Genomic DNA, 22,149 nt, shown 5'->3' with positions numbered 1-22,149 from the left:
TTCCCCTTGGGGACACTGCCATTAAGTTAACGTCAGTGAGAGCTAGAGAGAGGGGGAGATGCGGCATAAATTTAATTAAGCTGACGCCATTGGGCGTTCCCCCCCTGAGCGAATACAAAGATTCATCGATGATTGCCTAGCGGATCATCGCCAACGGCGATAATGCGGACCGCCTCGATAGACACCAACGGCTTCACGAGGAGCGCCGCGATAATAGTGTCCCCACCCTGGATGGCCATGTGCGTAGAAATTAGCATCCCAGCCATTCCCTGTCCAATATCCAAATCCTTCACGATAGTAACCAACAGCATAATCACCGACGAGAACATCTGGCTCATAAGCAATTTCAGCCGTTGGTGTTGCTACATAGCCAGCACAACCAGCTAAACCGATCGACAATAAGATTGCAGCTAAAACTTTCATTTGTGGTCTTACCTTTATTATGACTAACTCAGCGTCACTATACCTCGTATATAGCATGAAAATAAAGCTTAGCCTGAACTCCCTCTAGAAGGTAATTTACGAAAACTTACAGCTAACCGATTCCAGCTATTGATTGTGATAATTACCATTGTTAGATCAACAGCTTCCTTTTCACTGAAATACTTGAGGAGATCCTGGTATAAATCGTCAGGCGCATGGGTCTCTGATAATAAAGTCACAGCCTCTGCCCAAGCCAAGGCTGCTCGCTCGCGCTCAGTAAAAAATGGAGCCTCTCGCCATACAACAATTGCATTAATTCGTCTTTGTGACTCCCCCGCTTTCAGTGCATCACTGCAATGCAGATCAACACAAAATGTGCAGCCATTTATTTGGGAGACACGTAGTTTTATGAGCTCCCTTAGCGATTTGTCTAAGCCACAGTTATTAACATATCCCTCGAGGCTCATTAGCGATTTAACCGCCTCAGGGGAAACTTTGTAATAGTCTATTCGTGAATTAGTAGTCATCCAAACCTCCGCTATTTTGAATGTGTAGTCTCAGGATTAACGCTCCTATTTAGCTACTTCATAGTTTAGTCCATTTGTATAATAATGACCTTTCCCCTTCCTTAATCTTTAGATAGAGAAATAGGCTTATGTTAAACAATCAACCACTAGCTCGTTTAGTTCAACACAACGCATCCATTTTTAGGAACACAAAAGCGCTCTTATTAGATAATTTGAAACAGCTATGGTCTAAAACTAAGCCTCTTGCCGGAATCAAGATTTTGCATAATATCCCTCTAACCTATGAAACCTTAGTTAAGTTAGAGTCCTTAGTCGCTGCCGGGGCTGATTTGACAGTCACACAGGTTAAATTTGTATCAACTCCACCTACAACCGATATAGTCGATTTATTAAGCCAATTAGGAATAACCTATACTCCCCAGCATGAAGACATTGAGGGTGAGTTTGATATTGCTTTGGATTGCTGTGCGGAAGTAATGCAGATGCCTAAAGTAACTATTACTAAGGGTTTGGTTGAGTTAACTCAAAGCGGTGGAGAGGTTTTTAAAAAAACAAAAACAGCCTTTCCTGTGATCAATGTTGATGATTCTAATTTAAAAAAACTAGAAGGCATGTATGGTACAGGTGAAAGTTTTGTTAGAGCCTTCAAGGAAAGGACTAATCGAGATATTAAGAATGAGACCTTTATGGTTTTTGGTTTCGGCAAAGTAGGACAGGGAATAGTAAAGTATCTCTTGAAGGAAACACCGCATATCACTGTAGTAGAACGGTCAGAAAAGCTATTGGAGCATGCCAGGAAAATGGGGATTAATGCTTTGCACGTTTCTCAAGCAGCAGATATTAGAAACTCTGCCCAAAAAGCATCTTGCCTGGTAACAGCAACAGGGCAACACCATGTCTTATCACAATGGCTTAGCTCCGATCTTTGTCCACAAGCCCTTATTGCTAATATGGGGGTTGCTGATGAAATTGGTCCCAATTTTACAAATGAAAAGATCTTGTGTAACCGCACAGCAATTAATTTTTCCTTAAAACATCCAACACTACTGCATTTTATTGATCCTATTTTTTATGCTCATAACTTAGGAGCCCAGTTATTATTAGAAAATCAATTAAGCCCCGGATATCATCCTTTTCCTAGTTATATTGATGATTTGGTTATTAAATTATGGAATGCCTATTATCCTATAGATATCAGTGATATTTATTTGGAACATTAGATTTTCCTCATCTTTCGATTCTAACTTACAGTTCTTAATTATTTGTTAATTGTTATAAGGAGATACTAGGAGCGCTAATTAATTAAAGTGGGGAAGATTATGGGCTGTATAAAAAATGTTTTCTTAACACCTTTATTTTTATGCGCAATAACATTTAAGACTTTCGCTAATCCTGAAATACAATTTAATCAAATGATAGGCACCCAAGCTATTGGTAATCTTCATGGTTGTGGAGGGTTATGTTCACTTGATCAAGCCGCTGATGAAATTTTAGAGCTTGGTTCCAGAACGATCAAAATCAGCATCAGTTCTGAAATGATGCAACCTAATTCTAAGGAAGAAAAAACCTTAAATAAAATTCTTAATATGCCTTTTGATACTTATTTTTTCTGGTGGCGATCGAATGACTATTGGTTAAATGGTTTTAATGATGAAGCGGCTCAACAAGAATATGACGCAACCTTTAATTTTGCTAAAAAATTATTAACTCAGTTTCAAGAAAAAGAAAAAACCTTTTTTCTTGGCAATTGGGAGGGTGATTGGTATCTATTGAAAATGACAAACGGTAAAACAACCGAACCCACTCAATTTCAAGCTGACAACATGGCTAAATGGTTGAATATACGACAAAAAGCGGTTAGTGATGCTAGGGAGCAAGTTGCGAGTAAATCAAAAATTTATCTTTATGCTGAAGTAAATCAAGTTTATGAAGAATACAAACATCATGACAAAATTCGTATGGTAAATGCCGTTTTACCGCAAACCGATGTGGATTATGTTTCTTACTCTACATATGATGTACAAAAAGAAAATGAATCTGAGATAAGTAATACACTGGACTACATAGAATCCAAACTTAAACCTAGCAAAGCAAATATTATGGGCAGACGTGTTTTTATAGGTGAAATGGGAATGCAGGCCAAGATTTATAATTACAATAAAGAACAACATGAACAAGCCAATCGAGCAATCTTGCTTAAATTTTTAAAGTGGCAACCGCCCTATATTTTATATTGGGAAATCCGTAATAATGAAATTAGCGGACAGCAACAAGAAGGCTTCTGGCTTATTGATGATAAGGATATAAAGTGGCCGTTATGGTATAGCTTAGCTGGATTGTTTAAAGAACAGGATAAATTAGTAAGAAACACTAAAGATTCTTCTTATCAAAATGTATGGCAAATGACTATTGATTATTTAGGGCAGCAAAAGCTTTAAAAGAGTGGTCAGGGTGGGTTTCTTGCTCTTAGGCTCATCCGTTGGCCTACCCGCTTACCCTCTAACGTTTTTTGAGTACTAGCCAGCCTCGAGGAAGATTATATGCCGGATTATATTTAGCCATCGATTGGAAAATTGCATCAATTTTTACCCAGTAAGGCTCCTGAATTGCTTGATCTACATCGCACAATAAAACCTCGTTCTCCTTAGTTTTCCAAGCAACTAAGGGAGAATAATGCGGATTCCCTTTTGAATCAGAACTGAGACCTTTAATAAAATCAGCTTGCAAGAAATTAACAACAAGAACAGCGTTTCTAGTTTGAAAGGCGTTCTTAATTTCATCTATAAAAATTGCATAATTTTCTTCATAGCTTCGATATAAAGTCAGGCTTATTTTGCCGGCATAAACAAGCTCAGAAATAAAAAGAAGCTCATGCAAAGCCATCCCCCTATCTAGAAATTCATGAACAGGTAACCAACGCTTAAAGCGCTTATCTATCCACTCAGATTCTTCTTTTTTTTCTAAACCCAACCCAGTAGCAGAAAGAATAATCGAGGCAGGACCACAGGTCGCCTCATGTTGCTGCCGGAAACCTTTTTTATAAATATCAAGCATATACTTAAAAGGGCTATTAGAGTTCATAATTCATTTAAATGAAGGGTCCAACCTATTGTTAAGTATAGACAATCCGGCTCTTGGGAATTCTTGAATAACTAACCATGTGGGGCTCTAGAGCATTATTGGGTATCGAGTACTATTAATGCTCTATAAAATAACCATTACTTTTGATTGCTATAACTTTTTTCTTTAAAGTGCTTACGGCAAGTAGAAACATACATTGCATTTCCACCTATAACAATTTGCTCGCCACTGGATTGAACCTCTCCCGCTTCATTCAGCCGTAAAATCATGGTTGCCTTACGACCACAATGGCAAATGGTTTTAAGCTCTATGAGCTCATCCGCCCAAGCAAGTAAATACTGACTACCTTCAAACAGTTCTCCTTGAAAATCAGTACGTAAGCCATAAGCCAAGACTGGAATGTTAAACTTATCGGTCAATTCAGTGAGTTGAAAAACCTGGTCTTTGGTTAAAAATTGAGCCTCATCAATTAAGACGCAGGAATAGTTCACATTTTGTTCTTGCGCCTTTAAATAAAGGTTATCCTTTTTATCAAAGATTAAAGCTTCTTCGGTCAAACCAAGCCGTGAATTAATAGTTCCCATCTGAAAGCGTGTATCGATTGCAGGAGTCATTAGCAAGGTATACATGCCTCGTTCTCGGTAATTATAAGAAGACTGTAAAAGCAGAGTGCTTTTACCCGCATTCATAGCTGCGTAGTAAAAATAAAGTTTTGCCATAAGAATCCTTTAATTAAAACTGCTTATTGTGAAGGTATAGGGATTGAGTCTCAACGTTTTTATTTTGGTGGATACCCCTGCCGCGACATAAAAACCGTTCGGGCTGACAAGGCCTTTAGGCAATCTCGAAGCCTTTCACTATGACGCTTCGAGCACTGTGCTTAGGCACAAACCTCAGCGCGAACGGATGTAAAAATTCTTAAGAGTCAACTAAGGGTGGTCGCTGCTTAGCATATCCAGTGAGAGCCTCATAAGCATGACCTAGTTGCAATACCCCAAAATCATCATGCCATCTACCTACAATTTGTAGGCCAACTGGCATTCCATTTGCTCCAAATCCACAGGGCATTGCTAGTGAAGGATGTTCTGTCGCGGTAATGCACCAACATATTTTCATCCAATCGAGGTAAGAATCTAATTTATGGCCATTTATTTCATTAGGCCATGGCAGTTCGATATTGAAAGGATGAATTGATGTTGTTGGTAGAATATAAAATTCATAGTTATTCATGAATGCCCGCATTTTGGCAAAAATTTCCCCTTTTTTTCGTTGCATTTGCGCAATATAGCTTGAATTAAAGCTTTTCATTAAATTGAACTCTTCTACCACCTCAGGCTTAATTTGACTCAGCTTTTGCTCATCAGTCATTAATTCATAATAACTAGCGCCATAAATCATGGCACGTTCACAGCGAAATACATCGTCAGTATCATCAAGAAAATCTGGATCTCTTTGCTCCACAACACAACCAAGCTCTTCAAAAACTTGAGTCTGAGCTCTTACTATTTTCTTTATCTCAGGATCTTGTAGGTCACCACATACATTTTGAAACATCGCTATCTTAACTCCCTTAAAGTTGCGATGCAGTGATTGAGTAAAAATCGTATTAGGCTCTTCAATAGCACATGCGGTACCATTTGTAGGCCCTGCTATCACGCTCATGAGCAAGGCGATATCAGCAACTGTTCGTGCCATTGGGCCTTCTACTGCCAAAGTTAACCATGGTAATTTGCTGGGAGCCGTAGGAACACGGCCAGGTGATGGACGTAAACCAATTATATTATTCCAGGCAGCCGGATTTCGTAGCGATCCGCCCATATCAGCACCACAAGATAAGGGGTTCATACCACAAGCTAAGGAAACAGCTGCCCCACCACTACTGCCACCAGCGCTTTTTGTGATATCCCAAGGATTGGCCGTAGCACCAAATACTTTGTTGTAAGTATGTGAACCAGCCGCAAACTCGGGAGTGTTTGTTTTCCCTATTAATATCGCACCGGCTTTTGCTGTGCGCTCCACAATAAGTTCATCAAAATCAGGAATATTGTTTGCAAAAATAGGTGAGCCAAAGGTTGTGCGGATATTTTTAGTTGGTGCCATATCTTTGTGTGTTAGCGGTATGCCTTGTAATAGACCATTTATGGCATTTTTGCTAAATAATATATCGGCAGCACGGGCTTGTTCCAGCAACCTTTCTTCATCTAAAAGAATAACAATAGCATTCACTATAGGATTGATTTTTTTAATTTGATCGAGATGCGCCTGCATCAACTCAACTGCCGAGATTTCTTTATTTTTCAGCAAGCGGAGCAACTCCATTGCACTCAAAAAACATAGAGAGGAAGTAGAGTTCTTCATGAAAATAACCACCATCTATATTTAGAATAATAAAATTATAGTAGACACAAGCATAGTTCTCCCTATAGAGCTGCTCTCTCGGCTAATAAATCGCAAATTTAGTCTCTAATACATCTTCCTTATTCAGAACGACCGTAAGGGGAGAATATGGATCTATAACTATCAGAATAGAAGGGCAATACAGACTTTCGGTAAATAGGCCTTTTATTTCGCTTCACTCGCAATACAAGACTTATTAAAGATGTCCGCGAACCTATTCAGTTGCTCTTGATCCATCTTCACATCATTTTTTTTAACATAAGCAATATAATGCTTATTAAAACAGGCTTGATATTTGCCTTGATCAGACAGTTCCTCTTCATTATCCGTTTTATTTAATTCCGCATAACTGAACGTTATCTGCTTATCTAAACTAGCGGTATAAGCACCTGTCGCAGCACAGCAAGCTGCACAAGCAGCCAAATCATCATAGGCTTTCAAATGAGTTAATTGAGGCTTGGCGAGTGCGATTAAATCATAAGATGTCAAATTAACATTAAAATTCAAATTCCCATTTTTCACTGACAAATTATCACCGATACCGCCATTGCAACGATCACCACCTGCAACAAAGGTAAGCTCCAAGGTTTTAGGGTCGCTACGTTTCACTAAGTAAATATTGGTGAATGCCCCCGACCCACCGCCACCATTTAGGGTATAAACCCAATACTGATGATTACCGGCATCAAAGAATCGGTAATAGGAATACCCAGTTGGCGCATCTTCGGGCATGGAGGGATCCTTCCAGTTATAGCCGATATAACCCTTTTGCAGCATTTTATCGTCGCTATCCTTGGGTTCGACTTTCTGCTGTTTCGCACCACATTGCGTCAAATCCAACTTGGTTTTTTCTGAATTTTCAAAGCAAAGACTATCAATGGCCTTGCCTTGATATTGCAAGTCATCGGGAAGCTTTGTTGCCTCAGCGCCAAAAACACTCAAGGTGAAGGTTGATAGGGTCAGTGATAAGGAAAATAAAAGATTAGAGCGAGACATAGGCGTGACCTCATTTAATATTGAGATTATGTTATCTCAATATTAAATGAGCGTCTAATTGAGATCTGCACACCATGAATTACGAATATAAGTTCTGATAAGCTTTATCGCTTAGGTCAACAATAAACTCACTACCATCGCTATTGGTAAGAATAATCACCCAACCGTTCTCAGAATCCACGTAATATTGCCCGGAGTAGCCGCTGGCAGTCCCATTATGTGTGAGATAGGTATCGCCGCCCGCTTTTTCGACTGAGATCCCTAAGCCATAACCATCAACAAAATGTAGCATTTCCTTTAAACTTTCCTGAGAAAGCACGGTCTTGTCTTGTAATAACGCTTTAAGGAATTGGTATAATTCTGACGCATTAGTGACGACAGCCCCATCACCTAAGCCATTACCGTCATAGGTTCTGGTTACATCTTCAAATTGCTTATTATCCCCCAGAGTATAACCATGAGTCGTTAACCCATTAAAATCCTTGTTAGCAAAATCTTTTTCTTGGGTTATATAGGTATGATCCAAATGCAGGGGTTGAAAAATTAAATCTTGCATTGCCTGCGCTAAGGTCTTCTTAGTGACTTGCTCTAAAACCATATGCAGTAACACATAATTTGTATTTGAGTAATTGTATTTCTGATTTGGTTTAAATAATGGTTTTTCACCATAAATTGTTTTTATTGCCTCTGCTGGAGTGGCAATATGGTTTTCATCCTCATCGAATAGGGCATTATATTTGTCACCTAAATAATAATCTGGGATGCCACTTCGCATTTGTAATAGCTCGCGAATAGTAAGCTCATCACCATTCGGAATACGAGCCACTTCAAGATTATTAGCTAGATATTTTTTGACTAAATCGTCTAATTCAAGTTGATGTGAATCAACCAGTTTTAAGATTGCAGCAGCTAAGAATGTTTTACTCATACTTGCTATGCGAAAGGTATCATTTATCGCCATTGGCCTATGATTTTTTATATCCGATTCGCCAGAAGCAAAAAGCAAAGGACCCATTTGGTCATTAGCAACTAGCAAAACGGCACCTGGTGATGAATGATCTTTTAAGCTGTTATCAAGATCTTTCTGAAATTGTTCCGATAACTTATTGGCTTGTATTCCTGAACTTAATAGAAATAAAACCGCCGTGAATAGCTTCCTGCTTTTTCTCATAGAGATCCTTGACGTTCAAATTTCATAAAGAATAATGATATATACTATATGTTAGTAGTTATCAAGGATGTATAAGTGTATTTGCAAGGATAATAATGATTCCACCAGACAAACCAGAAAATGAAGCTGAACGTTTAGCAGCACTGTATAGATTACAAATATTAGATACCGAGCAAGAAGAGCGCTTTGATCGCGTAACGCGTATTGCCTGCAAACTTTTTGCTGTTCCCATTTCTGTAATCTCATTTTTAGAAGCTGAGCGCCAATGGATGAAATCCACTCACGGTTTTGCCATCAAAGAAGCTGCAAGAAAAACATCCTTTTGTGGTCACGTTATTCTCTCCGATGAAATTATGGTCGTTGAAGATACAACGCAAGATAAACGGTTTTACGATAATCCCTTTGTTCTCGGAGAACCGCATTTCAGATTTTACTTAGGCTGTCCTTTAAAAATCAAACAATATAATGTTGGTGTGATTTGTTTGATCGATGACAAACCTCGGTCAATCAGTGATATCGATCACAATGTCGTCTACGATCTGGCTCAAATGGTGGAAACAGAATTGGAATCCTTTCATTTATCCATCACTGACGAATTAACTGGCTTATCTAATCGACGTGGATTTTTAAAACTAGCCAACTATTTGTTTCAAAAATGCCAATCGGAAAATAAAGTATTTACCCTGCTATTTTTTGATTTAGATAAATTCAAGCAAATTAATGATAAATATGGCCATGCAGAAGGTGATAAGGTATTAAAGATATTTTCTAATCTTCTTCTTCAGAACTTTCGCTCCTATGATCTGATTGCCCGCTTAGGTGGTGATGAATTTTGTATATTTTGTTCTGGCCTAGATCAAAAAAAGGTATCTGGCATAATCCAACGCCTAAAAGTGGCGTTGCAAGCGGTAGAAACCAATGGTTATATAATTGAATTCAGTGTTGGTAGTATTCAATATAATCAAAATGAACACCGAACACTTGAAGCTATGCTCGCTCTTGCTGATTCCGAAATGTATGACGTTAAGAAAGGAAAATAATCGTAATCCCCCCATCACCCTAACATAGCCCGTCATCTCGAACCTAGTGAGAGATCTCCGGGACTAGCACAATGCCACACTTAGGAGATGTCTCACTACGTTCGACATGACGTACGTCTTTGGGAGCGTAGTGAAGGATGACGAAAGGGGAGTGACCTATTACATACCCATTAAAGAAATAAACTATAAACAATTAGAAACAAGACTTGCACCGCCGTCACGGTTAGTCCGTTTTGTATCATTGCTTTGACATTCTCACTTCCAGCAAAACCCATAGCAGCAAACATATTAGCCCCTGGATAGGCATAGTTAGTAACACGGGTCGCGAAAATCATACATAAGGCAAAACTTATCATCGGTAATTGCATTTGAAGCACGCTAGGGGAAAAAAGTTGATGCAGTAACTTAATAGTCGCCTCCGCAGCACCAGGCATACCAAAAGCGCCGGTGAAACCAATCAACATCGCTAATACAGGTTTTCCTCCTAAATTAATTAATGGAGTTAATAGTTCCGTTAATGCGCTAAATCCGCCGGCTTGATGAATTAAAACCATAAAAGGATCAAATAAAATAAATAGAAAGAAGATATGCATACTTTTTCGCATGCCTTCAACTAGCAAGTTGAAAATTTGATTTAGGTTTAATTTATTCGCCAATCCAACAATAAGCGCGAGAAATAACATAACAAAAATAACATAGCTGGTTTGTGCATGAGTAAATAAGCCATAGATCACACAGGCTATAAAGGTGATTAAAAAGAGCAAAGTCGTACGTTTTTGTTGTTTATTGGGAACAAAGGGCTCTGAAGTATCCTCGTCTGCGCAAGACTCATTGGCATACTTTAGTTGTAATCGGCTAGCCATAATCCATGTAGTGATTAAAGTTACCAAGGCTACTGGAAGAGAAGCATAAAGAAGTACAGTTACATAATTTAGTCCTGTAACGCCGAGCAAGGCGACTAGAGGCGGAGCAAAGGGCCCAAGAATCAGTGCCTCTTCGGCTGAGGCCTGCATTAACACAGCCAAACTAGGGCGTGATAGTCCAACAGAACCTGCAATAGGGCGTAAACTAGGAGCTAAAATAGCTAATCCCCCAGCCAGGGTGCCAAGCAAACCGACAACAACAAAAGAAGAAAGCACAATACCAATTTTTGCTCGTCGCTGGGTATTAACCCCAATTCCATGAACAATTTGATGCACCAAAGTATGACTGACCTGAGTATGCGTTAAGACCTCACCTAGGCCATGGCCTAGCATAATAATAAACCCCACCAAGGCCATGAATGAGCCTAAAGCAGCAGCCATAGAATTTCCGATGGCAATTGGACTGCTGAGATTCCACAAATAGCCCAGCCCAACACAGATTGCAGTGGCTACTAAAGCATTAACATTGCGAAATAACATCAGGGCATAAAGAACAATAATGGCTAAACTAGATAACTGAATGTAAAAAGACATTAGTGGATCACTCCAATCTGCTTTAATCCTTGACTAATACCCTCAATTCCTAACCCAGGTTTGTCTGACAAAATAATTTTATTGCCAAGGCATTGTGCTCCACCAAGAATATAATTTTCACGAATCAAATAAATGGGATCAAGGTCTGCATAGAAGATATCAGGCTTACTTAAAGCAAAACTGCTTATAGCAGCAACACCAATAGGTGACTCCAACATACAACCGACCATTATTTTCATTTCTGCTGTTTTAGCGATATGGTAAATCGCTTGAGCATTTTCAAGGCCACCTGCTTTCATCAACTTAATATTGACGCCATCACAGGCATTAATCTTCGCAATATTCAGAGTATCTTCGGGGGAAAAGCAAGCCTCATCGGCAATGATGAGGCAGTCTACTTGTTCGCTAATAGCCTTTAACTGCGACAGATCTTTAGCACTTACGGGCTGTTCAACCAAAGCGATATTCAAGTGCTGTTGCTTCAAGGAAGCAATAACCATTAAGGCATCCTCATAAGACCATCCTTGATTAGCATCTACAAGTAGGGTGATAGAATTGCCTACAGCTTGGCGAATAGCCTGGACACGCTTGATGTCTTCACTTGGATTTAATCCTAATTTTATTTTTATTGTTTGGTGCCCCTGATTAACCAGCTCAATAGCATCCTGCACCATGGCATCAACCTCTTTAACGCTTAAGGTTATACAGGAGCTAATGCTATTCCTATTACCTCCCAACAATTGATAAAGGGGTAGACCGCAATATTGGGCAAATAAATCATGTAAGGCGATATCAATAGCTGCTTTTGCAGAGCTATTTCCTACTAGAGCCTGGTTATTCATTTGCAGTAAACCATTCATTTCAGAAATACTTCGCCCGATTAGCTGTGGACCAAGAATGGTTTTAATTGCAGTGATAATCGATTCCGTAGTGTCTCCAGTGATGGCTGGAGTTGAAGCTGCGGACCCATAACCCACATTACCACTATCCGTTTTAATCATTACCACCACATCCTCAACGCAGTCAGTACGTCTTACAGCAGTTATAAATGGGCGGATTAATGGGATAGTTAATTGCGCAATATGAATCTCTCTAATGATCATCTAAGCACCTTTTTAAAGTTTATTGCGTCTTCTTTGCAAGTTAGAGGGATATTTTTTAATTGAAATGATGACCCAATATACCTGATTTTTTTAAATTCATTCAACCAAGGAGAGGACCTAATTCAAACTACAAAAACCAAGTGCTTAAAACAGGGTGGAAAGGTTCAATAGTTTTCAGTACATTATCGATTATACTGCCAAAAACAATGTTTCATCTGGCAGTATGTCTGCTTCTAAAAAATAGATCTCTAATGTGTAAGGACTACAAAAGAAAGATGCTAAAAAATTCAATATGGTCTCAGATTCATAATAATCTCATAGCGCTCATTAGCTTGACTGTCGCAATTAGCGCGCTTTCATATAATACCTGGCGTAACGAGACAACAGAAAAAAATCGCAATATCCGCCCTGCTGCTTTTGAGGTTCTCAAAGAGCTTGGACAATTACAGCTTGTAGTCAATAATACCCGTTATATAGCCAACTCCTCCGAATCGATTAATCCTATTCTTGGCTGGGGTCATGTTTCTTTGATAAGTGACTTAGGTCAGCTATTACCCCCACCAATACCTGCGAAAGTTGATGAGCTTGTTCGTGTTTGGGGAGACAATTGGAAAAAAATTCGCACAGATGAGGAAAGCGCTGACAAAATTACCCATGAAATTGATAGTTCTCGCGCCATAATTCTTAATACATTAATGCATCTAAAATAACGAAGGAGGACACAATGAATCAGATCAAAGTTGAGAGCAAGGATGGCACATTTAACGCCTATATCGCGCGACCAAAGTCCTTGCCAGCTCCCGCTGTCGTAGTTCTGCAAGAGTTGTTTGGGGTAAATGCCGACATCCGCAAGACGTGCGACGAACTTGCCATGCAAGGCTTTATTGCTGTTGCTCCTGATCTATTCTGGCGGCAAGAGCCTGGGGTCGATCTTGGCGTTAGTTCGGAGGCCGATTGGCAGCACGGTCTGCAACTCTATCTAGCTTACGATCGAGACGCGGGGGTCAGGGACATTAACGATACAGTTGGCCTGGTATCCAAACTACCCGAGTGCACAGGCAAGGTTGCCGTGCTTGGCTATTGCCTTGGGGCGCTAATGGTTTTTTTAATGGCCCTGCGCCATGATATCGATGCGGCGGTGGCCTACCATGGTAGTGATACCGAAAAGTATCTGAACGAAGTTGCTGGACTTCACGCCCCCCTGCTCATGCATTTGGCCGAAGAAGACGAATTCATTTCCAAGTCTGCACAAGCGGAAATTAAAGCGGGACTCGCAGGTAAAGCAAACGCGACAGTCTATAGTTATCCAGGGCAGCGCCATGCCTTCTCTAGGCATAATGGGGCGCACTATAACGCTGAAGCAGCAGATCTCGCCCATAAACGAACATACGAGTTTCTACATCAGCAACTGGATTGAGTTTTACTCGCTTTGCTTTGTTCAGGACAACAATTAAAAATCCTCTTAATCATTCCGAATTCCCACGGCTTGACCCATAGGTATCTACACAAATTTCTAAAAGCTCGTAGCAGCGTAATCAAGGTTTTCCTTAGATAAAGATAGTCATCAATTAAGCTTTGTGGGTTGGAGCACTGCTCATGGCTAAAACCCTTATCTGTAAGGCTTTTAGACACTTATGTAGATACCTATGGGCTTGACCGCGGGAATTCGTGTCTTTTCTGGGATTAGGCTTTTTTGTCCCGTACAAAGCTCGTTATGTTCGTGTCGATTTTTTTAATTAAAATTGCGCAAGAAACGGATAGAATAAACTTTGCTCAAAATCTATCATTAATTTAACGTCAGTTATGGATAAGCATCGTTTAAAATCGAGAGAAATCAATGTAATCGAGGCAAAAGCGCCCAAAAAGCGCAGGACTAGCAGGGCTAATTCGAGCATTTTTGGGCGCTTTTAACGATGAGTACTTTGATTTATCGAAGAGTTTAAACGATGCTTATCCATAACTGACGTTAATTTAGGTGAATTACAGAGTTGAAGCAAATGAACGAGCAAAGTCAAACCAATTATCAGCGCGTAGAAAAAGCCATTCATTACATTAATGAGCATTTTCAGGCGCAGCCCTCTTTAGATGATATTGCCCAAGCAATTCATGTCAGTCCCTATCATTTTCAACGAATATTTAGCGAATGGGCAGGCGTTAGTCCGAAAAAATTTATGCAATACCTCAGTCTTAACTATGCCAAAGGTTTATTAAAAAACCGCATGGGATTACTCGATGTGACTTATGAAACTGGTTTATCCAGTTGCAGCCGTTTGCACGATTTATTTGTGAGTATTGAGGGGATGACTCCAGGAGAATTTAAAAATGGCGGAGCCGATTTAACCATTAATTATTGTTTTGCTGAAAGCCCTTTTGGAAAAGTTATTGTAGCCTCAACTAAAAAAGGGGTATGCAATATATCGTTTGAGGATGATGAGAATAAAGCGATTCTCGATTTAAAAAACCGCTTCCCCAATGCCAAATACCAACAAATTACCGATAAATTTCAACAAGATGCTCTACTTATCTTTCAAAAAGACTGGAAGCATCTTGATAAAATTAAACTGCATTTAGCAGGAACACCATTTCAATTAAAGGTATGGGAAAGTCTTCTAAAAATTCCTATGGGTGCCTTAGTAACTTATGGGGATATTGCACAAAATATTGGAAACCCTAAGTCATCAAGAGCAGTGGGCTCTGCTATTGGCAGCAACCCTGTCGCCTTCCTTATTCCTTGTCATCGGGTAATTCGCAGCAGTGGAGAAATCAGTGGATATCTTTGGGGGAATACTAAGAAAAAGGCAATTATCGGCTGGGAAGCTGCCCAGCTAAGAGTTTAGTGCATGGATCTTATCGAGCAAATAAATGGGCAACTACATAACCTACTCCCATATGACGGTACAGTGCATTACTATGGCCCCATTATGTCCAGGCTAATCGCTGATGATTTCTACAATGCCCTACTACGAAATATTCAATGGAAAAATGATGAAGCCATCATTTATGGAAAAAAAATAATTACTAAACGTAAAGTTGCCTGGTATGCCGATCAGCCCTTTTCCTATACCTACTCAAAAATAACTAAAACAGCCGAACCCTGGCTACCTATTCTCAATGAGCTAAAAAGAATGGTGGAAAAAGAATGCGAAGAAACTTTTAACTCCTGCCTCCTCAATCTCTACCATGATGGCAACGAAGGAATGGCCTGGCACAGTGATGCAGAAAAAGATTTGAAGAAAAATGGTGCGATAGCCTCACTTAGTTTTGGTGCGGAGCGTAAGTTTTCATTCAAGCATAAAAATACCAAGGAAATTCTTTCAAAAACTCTTCAGCATGGCAGCTTATTAGTGATGAAAGACGCAACTCAGAGCCATTGGCTTCACCGTTTGCCACCAACAAAAATAGAGTGCGTGCCTAGAATTAATTTAACATTTCGAACTATTGAAAGTAATTAACTCACACTGCCATTACAAGCAATCAAGGTTTCATTTAAAAAAATGACTTAACTTGCTGACCTATTACATTTATTTAGGAAAAAATAATAAAGCAAATATATGCCAACGAGAAAGAAGTAGATGCCTGCAATCCAAAGACCAAGCAAAGGATCTAAAAGTCCGCCGATGAAAATTAAACCGGCTATACAAATCTGTACTAACAAAGCCAGAATGAGAGCGTTAATTTTTGTTGAAATGTGTGGGCGAGTTATTTGCATAGAATAAGGGGCCATTGCGGAAAAATAAGGATGTTACCTCAAACCGTTCGGGCTGAGGAGGCCTTTAGGCCGTCTCGAAGCCTTGCACTCTGTGACGCTTCGAGGCGTGAGTTAGCGCACAGACCTCAGCGCGAACGGATGTAAATATCCCAAACTGACGTTAACTTAATGGCAGTTACGCCGGGACACTCCCCTATTGCCAGTTTTAAACATCAACCTGATTGCATTTAAAAATTTCATCACGACTATCAGTTTTCTCTGAGGAAAATTAATATTAACAAAAGCCTAAGCATTCATAATTTGCTCAATTACTTGAAATGAGGTGAATCATGAAACATATTATGCTTTTAGACGTTGACGAAACATTGTTGTACCGAGGTGAGCATCTTAACCAAGCCCTACTAGATAGCTTAAAAGCACAAGGCATCACAGATGTGTGTTTTTTTACTAACATGGATTTGGGCGATATCCCCCATTACAGGCAACGCGTAACTCGCCACAGAATAATCGCAGAAATGGAAAGGCAGGGATTTAACGTCCTTAAAGTAATTACTTCCGCAGATCCAGGTTACCTTGATGAAAATGGCCAATTGAAGCCAATCGGCTCAGCTTACGACGAGCTCTATCGCCCATTAATGCGACAGGTAGAAGAAAATGGCCCCTTAGATCGGGCCGAGCATAACTCAAATGGCAAAGACCTCTTTGATTACTACCACCACGACGCTCAATGGGGTTTGGCTAGCTCTATTGCACGAGCACGCATCGAAACCCCTGTCTACGAGTCTAAAACTTATAAAGATTATTCCTTTGCTATAGTCGACAGAGATACAAGGGAAACTAAGATAGTGGATTTAGATGCATTACACCAAATACTAAACAATCCTGAAGATAAATCTAAATATGCGGTTGTTCAAAAACAAGATCCAACAAGAGAAATTACAGCCAAAGGCAGCAAAGTTACAGACAATAAGGCCCTGATGATGCAGCACGCAATCGGTGAGTTACTTATGGAGCATGGCCCTGTTGCTATAACTTATTTTGATGATAAGAAACAACATTTAGACGGTGTGGAAGAGGCTCTTCAATCTTATGCCGACGCAGGCCTAGTGTCTCTATCTAAGCATGAGATGTCCAAAAATCTCGACGTAGCACAAAGCCTTGAACAAAGGAAGCTATATGCTCAAACAATTGCCAGAAGTACCAAACTTATCGCCCAAACTCAGGAGTTAACTCGACTCTTAAAAGAGGTTGATGGTTTCTATATTATTCCCGGAAACAGAGAAAAAGATCTTCTTACCATCAGAGCAAACCTGAACTATGCTTCGTCAACCCAAATGCTGCGGTTGGCTTCTTTAGCAATGAAAGGCTCCGTAGTCTTTAATAATCAAGTCTCGCTTAAAACTGCGTTTCAATGCTTACAAATCGCTCATTTAAAAGCAAACTCAAGAGAAGAGCTCTTAGTTGCAGAGCGAGCATTGAGTGTGTTTTTGCAAGACCACCCTTCTTCACAAATCGATCGTGTACGCAGTACTGATGCGCAGGTTGCCCATTTATTATCTAGTCTGCAAAAGATTGCCCGCACAGAAGGTAACGAGTCAGTCTACGCAAGGAATTTGGCTGAACGCCTACAGCGTTTAGGAGAATTTGTTTTAAATACTCTAGATCGTCGCAGCGAAGAATACGAGAGACAGCTTAACGTAGTATCGGAATGGAAATTCGTGCGTGCACAAACGAACAGTTCACTTGCTACAATAACTGACAACACTACTTTGGAACGCGCTCATCATGCCTCATCTTCTACAGCGGCAAGTTCAAGCTCAGACATCTCTTTTGAGCCAACAAGCTCAGCTTCCTCTTCTATAGCAGCAAGCTCAACCCCCTCTTATGAGCCATCTACAAGCCCATCAGCTGCTACGCTGCTCTCAACCCTAGGATTCTTATCAACAACCCCTGACAGAAAAACTCAAGATGCGGTTCCAGAAGATCAAAAGGTTCTAGAGAATCAAGATTCTTTCACTCCAGCCTAATCAAGGTTTTCCTTAGATAAGAGGTGGGGGACGTGACCTATGACGTAGTGAGAAGTTACTTCATATCAAACTCAAGTATAGGCATTGATGAAATGCCTTAGCTAATAAACTGATCGATTGTCATTTCGATAAGCTCTGCCTTAGAAGAGGCGCCCATTTTCATGCGCAGGTTAACTAGATATTCTTCGACGGTGCGATGTGAAATACCAAGCTCACGACCGATGCGTTTAGCGGTATAGCCTTTTATTGTTAATTGTAAGCAATCCATTTCGCGCTTAGACAAATAATTTTTATTGATATTAAGGTTATTAGTGCCTTTCATGGGTAATTGCTCAGAATCAAATAAACCAAGCTGAATGACTGCAGACAATGAGCTTGCCAGTTTGTGTTTACCGAGAACTATCGAGCAACCAAAAACACCAATTACTTGAGCTCTCTCATCATACCAAGGGCATTTTATGGTAAGAAATTCAAGGCTTGTTCCATCATTACGTAGATTTTCTTCCTCAAAAATCCCAACCGTTTTCGACTTGATAACTTCAGTACAATTATCAATTAAATCTTTTGCGCTTTCTTTTTCAGAAACGTCATAGAGCGATTTTCCAATCGAATCCGCTGCAGATTGAAAACCACAAATTAAAGCACATTCGTCATTCATCAACTCAGTTTGCCCCTGTGTATTCAGGAAAAAAAAATTAAAGGGCAGGGCTAAAACGCTGGAGACTGTATGAGGGGTCGCCTGCCCATAATTATTATCTGGGAGAAGTGTCGCTTCTGTGGGGTTTACAAGCCTGATGCCATTTTGGCAGCGATAAATTCTATGGCTCAAATCAATTTTTATCTGCATGGATTATTCTCAGCAAAGACTTTATCCCGTAATCATTACGGGAACTAAAAATTATAAAAAATGCATATCATCTTACCAGAATTAATTAATAGAGGTTGATATGAAAATTATATTGTTGGCTGGTGCTCCAGGTAGTGGAAAAAGTACTCAGGGTTTAGCCTTGATGGCGATGAATGAAAAATTTAAACATCTCTCCTTAGGTGAGGTTGTTCGCCAATGTTTAGCAAACCCAGAGCATCCAATTACTAAGGAATACAAAGAAAGTATAAGCCAGGGGCATTTATTACCCGATGAGGTCATTAAGCGAATCTTGGCTGAAGAATTGCAAAAAATAACAGAAGTGGACACTATTGTTTTACTCGATGGTTATCCCCGAACCGATACCCAATATGAGGATTTTATAAGCGCCTGGGGTAAACCTAATGGTTTAATTCATCTGGACGTCGATGAAACAATTCTTAAAGAGCGGATGCAAGAGCGTTCAGAATCCCGCTCCGATGATAATCAAGAAGCCATTACCCGACGCCTCCATTTTTATCAAACAACTACTAAGCCCTTACTGGATCGAATAAAACAGGATCTAGGGAAGAACGCCCTGACAGTCAGTACAGAAGATTCCATTCATAGTACCAGTCTTTATCTTTATTCTGGATTACAACGCAATGAGGCCGTACACAAGGTATTAGATAAAGAGCCTACACCTGCTCAAAAAACAACAAACCACGATAGTGGCGTAAAGCAAATTTGGCTAACATCCCTATTCTCGCAATGGTGGAAAACAGGGATTGAATATAGTTCGATTAGAGAGCTTCAAAAGAGTTATCAAACACAAAATTTTTCCTTTTCTTTATTGAACAAAAAAGTGGTTTATCTTGAAACACCAAAGGAGGTTAAGAAGGTATTGGAAGGAAGAAGCCACTTAGGCCATGTCTACCGCCATTTCTCGACTGCAGCAAAGTTAAAATATGATTTTGTTGCCACTGATCAGGGCGATAGTAGCTCCTATCAAGGGCAACATGGGCAGGTGAATATATGGAAGTTAATTCACAATGCCTTTGGCCAATCCCTAAAAAACGATCGTGCACGCATAGAGCGCTTAATTGATATCCATTTAGATAAGACTTTTTTTGCGCAAAAAACCTTTGATCTGGATACAACCTTTGACGATTTTTTCTGTGGATTTTGGGCGGAATATCTGTTTGGGCAAGCAGTATCACTAGAAAGCTATCAGCAGAACCGTACTAAATTGCTGGCCGCAATGAAACTCTGTTTTTACTCAAACTATTATAAAAGTTTAGACCCAACTGGATTATCGTCCTGGTTATACCATTATCCGGTAAATAACGAATTAGAAGAGGCAAAGATAACCATTATGTCCTTTATCAATAAGGCCATGCCTGATTCAATGGTAAGGCGTTTTGAAGGGGCTTTATTAGAGATAAACGAGCAAGAAAGTCTTGGTTTAAAGAAGGAAAAAATTGCTGAAATTGTAGCTGATTGCGTCTTTGATTTGATCTTTGAGCCAGACTTTCTCGAGAATGTTATGTATGAGGCCTTATCTGTTGCTGTCAAAGAAAATGCCGACCTTCGTGATGATTCGGTTCGCGCTAGAGTCTACGAGCAAGGGGTTAAGCAAGGCTATCTTTTCCCTATCCGTACAAGAGTCTTAGAGGAAGCGATTACTCTAGATGATGGAAGCCAATTGCCTTCGGGATCTATTGTCTATTTAAATCTAAAACAAGCAGGCCTTTATCATTCTGCTGGGGCAAGACGTTGTGTAGGCCAAGCCTATACTCATTTCTTTAAAACACATTTTTTTAATCGGATTGAAGCGATCGAATTCAAGGTTAAAAAAGTTACTGAACCTGTTGAGAGACAATCAGCTGATGAGAATGTTCCTGTTAGTCCTGAACGTTATCATGTCAGCTGGCATTTACGGAGAGACGAAGCGATGCGTCATATGTCTTCTCATGACTATAAGGGTAATAAATTCTTTGATGTCCTGAGTTTGCATCAAAATGCTGGTCTTAATACGCATATGGTGAAGCAATTAAGCCTGAAAGTCGCTCGCTATGTAGAGAAAAATAATTTGATTTGGGGGGACCTGATCATCGCCTCACCCGAGGTTCGTGGTATTCCAATTGCAGCTCAGGTGGCAAACCATTTGCAACTTCCTCTTTATGTTATTCGTAAAAAAGGAGGGTACAAAATGCCAGAAGAGGCCGTTCAGTTAGAACAATTTAGCAAAGGTTATGGTGATCCTGATGCTGTTGAGTTACCCACTGAAAAAATTAAGGCCTTAACAGGTAAAAAAATCATTCTTCTTGATGATGGCATCGCAAGTGGCGAAAGTGCCTCTGCCTGTGTCAAATTATTGGAAAAAGAACTTGAAGAGCATAGGGTGCCAGCGAAGGTAGAGATGGTTATGGCGCTATTACAGCATGATTATGTTAAAGCAACGCCCAAATTATCCGAACATAAGTTGGTAAAGACCCTTTTTGATTGTCGCTCTAAGGTAGTGGCTCTGGATAGAAGTTATCAACCGATTATGTCTACAGGTCTTCAAAATACCTAAAATGTAGCCTGGATGCAGCGAAGCGCTTCGCTCTGAGGAATCCTGGCATTTTTTTAAACAGAAAGCATGTGCCATATAAGTTCTTCCTGTTCTTTTGTGTGTCATTCCCGCGTAGGCGGGAAACCATCGTGCAAACAAAGTGAGGAACCACTTTGAGAAATAGTTTCCCGCCTACGCGGGAATGACACAAATATAAGTCAAAGTAACTTATTAATGTCCATATAGGTATCTAAATGATACTTTGATTAAAAAATGTCAGGATCTCTCAGCGCTTCGCTACATCCAGGCTACGGGCTAGATAGAACACTATCAGCTAATTCAAGCGCCATGTTTTGCTCGGTCGTTTGAATCGGTATAAGCTGCGAATAATGCTTTTTTATCCAGCCTAATGTTCTCGATACAATTTTGAATCAGCAAATCTGCAGAGTTATTTTGTTGTTTGATCTTATTTAACAACGAGATAGTGTAAGAATAAGCGGCGACCTTTGACTTAAAGTTCATAATATTCACTTCCTATTCAATTCCCTGTCAGAGACCAGGAAACTTAGTAAGTAATTAACTATCTTCAGTCTATAAAACCAGGGTGAAGAGGCCCTTAACCTCCTATGAAAGTATGTATTGGGGGATGCCGCTCAGGAATGCCTTGCTAAGACTAGGTTAAGTTTTGCGAGCAACAACACTTAGAATCTGTTTGTGAAGTGGCTATTGCAAATTTTTAATTTGGGGAAACTATCTTCTTGTAAAATAATCCAATATCATCGATTTATTCAATAATACCGCCTGTCACCTCAATAAT

At 39.9% G+C, this 22,149-nt stretch carries 20 protein-coding genes; 9 read left to right on the top strand and 11 right to left on the bottom strand.

All coding sequences use genetic code 11. The annotated features are described in order from the left end of the window. Positions 1 to 144: 144 nt before the first annotated feature. Both BN1094_RS03430 and BN1094_RS03425 read right to left on the bottom strand, forming a co-directional pair. A complete protein-coding gene (locus tag BN1094_RS03430; protein ID WP_043872967.1) occupies positions 145 to 423 on the bottom strand; it encodes a hypothetical protein in 279 nt (92 codons plus the stop codon). 68 nt (positions 424 to 491) lie between these two features. Then, positions 492 to 950 carry a carboxymuconolactone decarboxylase family protein gene (locus tag BN1094_RS03425; RefSeq protein ID WP_043872966.1) on the bottom strand — a complete coding sequence of 153 codons (459 nt, stop codon included), beginning with the start codon at positions 948 to 950 and terminating at the stop codon, positions 492 to 494. A 128-nt stretch (positions 951 to 1,078) separates the two neighbouring features. Here BN1094_RS03425 and BN1094_RS03420 point away from each other — a divergent pair, with 128 nt between their 5' ends. Both BN1094_RS03420 and BN1094_RS03415 read left to right on the top strand, forming a co-directional pair. Further along, positions 1,079 to 2,170, top strand: coding sequence for an NAD-binding protein (locus tag BN1094_RS03420; RefSeq protein WP_043872965.1), 1,092 nt, complete (start codon positions 1,079 to 1,081; stop codon positions 2,168 to 2,170). Positions 2,171 to 2,269: 99 nt separating this feature from the next. Further along, positions 2,270 to 3,388, top strand: a complete 1,119-nt coding sequence (locus tag BN1094_RS03415) for a hypothetical protein (RefSeq protein ID WP_043872964.1) — start codon at positions 2,270 to 2,272, stop codon at positions 3,386 to 3,388. Positions 3,389 to 3,449: 61 nt separating this feature from the next. Here the strand turns inward: BN1094_RS03415 and BN1094_RS03410 are convergent, their stop codons facing one another. From BN1094_RS03410 to BN1094_RS03390, 5 genes are all read right to left on the bottom strand, one after another. Next, positions 3,450 to 4,031: a phytochelatin synthase family protein gene (locus tag BN1094_RS03410; protein WP_043872963.1), complete on the bottom strand. Its 582-nt coding sequence runs from the start codon at positions 4,029 to 4,031 to the stop codon at positions 3,450 to 3,452. A gap of 137 nt (positions 4,032 to 4,168) precedes the next feature. Continuing rightward, entirely contained in the window at positions 4,169 to 4,750 is a 582-nt protein-coding gene (locus BN1094_RS03405; protein WP_043872962.1) for a thymidine kinase, read from the bottom strand. 199 nt (positions 4,751 to 4,949) lie between these two features. Continuing rightward, positions 4,950 to 6,389 (bottom strand): amidase, encoded by a 1,440-nt coding sequence (locus tag BN1094_RS03400; protein ID WP_043872961.1) that lies wholly within the window; start codon positions 6,387 to 6,389, stop codon positions 4,950 to 4,952. Between the two features lie 204 nt (positions 6,390 to 6,593). Further along, entirely contained in the window at positions 6,594 to 7,424 is an 831-nt protein-coding gene (locus tag BN1094_RS03395; protein ID WP_052403111.1) for a hypothetical protein, read from the bottom strand. Positions 7,425 to 7,503: 79 nt separating this feature from the next. After that, positions 7,504 to 8,595, bottom strand: coding sequence for a serine hydrolase domain-containing protein (locus tag BN1094_RS03390; RefSeq protein WP_043872960.1), 1,092 nt, complete (start codon positions 8,593 to 8,595; stop codon positions 7,504 to 7,506). A gap of 95 nt (positions 8,596 to 8,690) precedes the next feature. Here BN1094_RS03390 and BN1094_RS03385 point away from each other — a divergent pair, with 95 nt between their 5' ends. Continuing rightward, positions 8,691 to 9,635, top strand: a complete 945-nt coding sequence (locus BN1094_RS03385; protein ID WP_043872959.1) for a sensor domain-containing diguanylate cyclase — start codon at positions 8,691 to 8,693, stop codon at positions 9,633 to 9,635. Between the two features lie 170 nt (positions 9,636 to 9,805). On the opposite strand, the gene BN1094_RS03380 is transcribed toward BN1094_RS03385, so the two are convergent. Together BN1094_RS03380 and BN1094_RS03375 are read right to left on the bottom strand one after the other, a co-directional pair. Further along, the gene (locus BN1094_RS03380) at positions 9,806 to 11,092 is read right to left on the bottom strand and encodes a Na+/H+ antiporter NhaC family protein (protein WP_043872958.1); all 1,287 of its coding nucleotides are present in this window, start codon (positions 11,090 to 11,092) and stop codon (positions 9,806 to 9,808) included. Then, the gene (locus tag BN1094_RS03375) at positions 11,092 to 12,195 is read right to left on the bottom strand and encodes a dipeptide epimerase (RefSeq protein ID WP_043872957.1); all 1,104 of its coding nucleotides are present in this window, start codon (positions 12,193 to 12,195) and stop codon (positions 11,092 to 11,094) included. The genes BN1094_RS03380 and BN1094_RS03375 overlap by 1 nt, the downstream gene beginning before the upstream one ends. 275 nt (positions 12,196 to 12,470) lie before the next feature. Here BN1094_RS03375 and BN1094_RS03370 point away from each other — a divergent pair, with 275 nt between their 5' ends. The 5 genes from BN1094_RS03370 (at position 12,471) to BN1094_RS03350 (ending at position 17,931) form a co-directional block, all read left to right on the top strand. After that, on the top strand, positions 12,471 to 12,905 hold the full coding sequence (locus tag BN1094_RS03370) for a hypothetical protein (protein WP_043872956.1): 435 nt from the start codon (positions 12,471 to 12,473) through the stop codon (positions 12,903 to 12,905). Between the two features lie 14 nt (positions 12,906 to 12,919). After that, complete coding sequence (locus BN1094_RS03365) at positions 12,920 to 13,612, top strand: dienelactone hydrolase family protein (RefSeq protein WP_043872955.1); 693 nt, start codon at positions 12,920 to 12,922, stop codon at positions 13,610 to 13,612. Between the two features lie 580 nt (positions 13,613 to 14,192). Beyond that, a complete protein-coding gene (locus BN1094_RS03360) occupies positions 14,193 to 15,032 on the top strand; it encodes a bifunctional helix-turn-helix domain-containing protein/methylated-DNA--[protein]-cysteine S-methyltransferase (protein WP_043872954.1) in 840 nt (279 codons plus the stop codon). A 3-nt stretch (positions 15,033 to 15,035) separates the two neighbouring features. Next, positions 15,036 to 15,647: an alpha-ketoglutarate-dependent dioxygenase AlkB family protein gene (locus BN1094_RS03355; protein ID WP_043872953.1), complete on the top strand. Its 612-nt coding sequence runs from the start codon at positions 15,036 to 15,038 to the stop codon at positions 15,645 to 15,647. Between the two features lie 586 nt (positions 15,648 to 16,233). After that, entirely contained in the window at positions 16,234 to 17,931 is a 1,698-nt protein-coding gene (locus BN1094_RS03350; RefSeq protein WP_043872952.1) for a hypothetical protein, read from the top strand. A 97-nt stretch (positions 17,932 to 18,028) separates the two neighbouring features. Here BN1094_RS03350 and BN1094_RS03345 read toward each other — a convergent pair whose 3' ends face one another. Beyond that, positions 18,029 to 18,778 carry a LuxR C-terminal-related transcriptional regulator gene (locus BN1094_RS03345; protein ID WP_043872951.1) on the bottom strand — a complete coding sequence of 250 codons (750 nt, stop codon included), beginning with the start codon at positions 18,776 to 18,778 and terminating at the stop codon, positions 18,029 to 18,031. A gap of 100 nt (positions 18,779 to 18,878) precedes the next feature. Between BN1094_RS03345 and BN1094_RS03340 the strand changes: the two genes are divergently transcribed. Continuing rightward, the gene (locus BN1094_RS03340) at positions 18,879 to 21,353 is read left to right on the top strand and encodes a nucleoside monophosphate kinase (RefSeq protein ID WP_043872950.1); all 2,475 of its coding nucleotides are present in this window, start codon (positions 18,879 to 18,881) and stop codon (positions 21,351 to 21,353) included. A 318-nt stretch (positions 21,354 to 21,671) separates the two neighbouring features. On the opposite strand, the gene BN1094_RS03335 is transcribed toward BN1094_RS03340, so the two are convergent. Beyond that, entirely contained in the window at positions 21,672 to 21,854 is a 183-nt protein-coding gene (locus BN1094_RS03335; RefSeq protein WP_043872949.1) for a hypothetical protein, read from the bottom strand. Between the last annotated feature and the right edge of the window lie 295 nt (positions 21,855 to 22,149).

This window comes from Legionella massiliensis (genome assembly GCF_000756815.1).
GTDB lineage: Bacteria > Pseudomonadota > Gammaproteobacteria > Legionellales > Legionellaceae > Tatlockia > Tatlockia massiliensis.
This window is presented reverse-complemented; position numbering and strand designations above follow the sequence as displayed.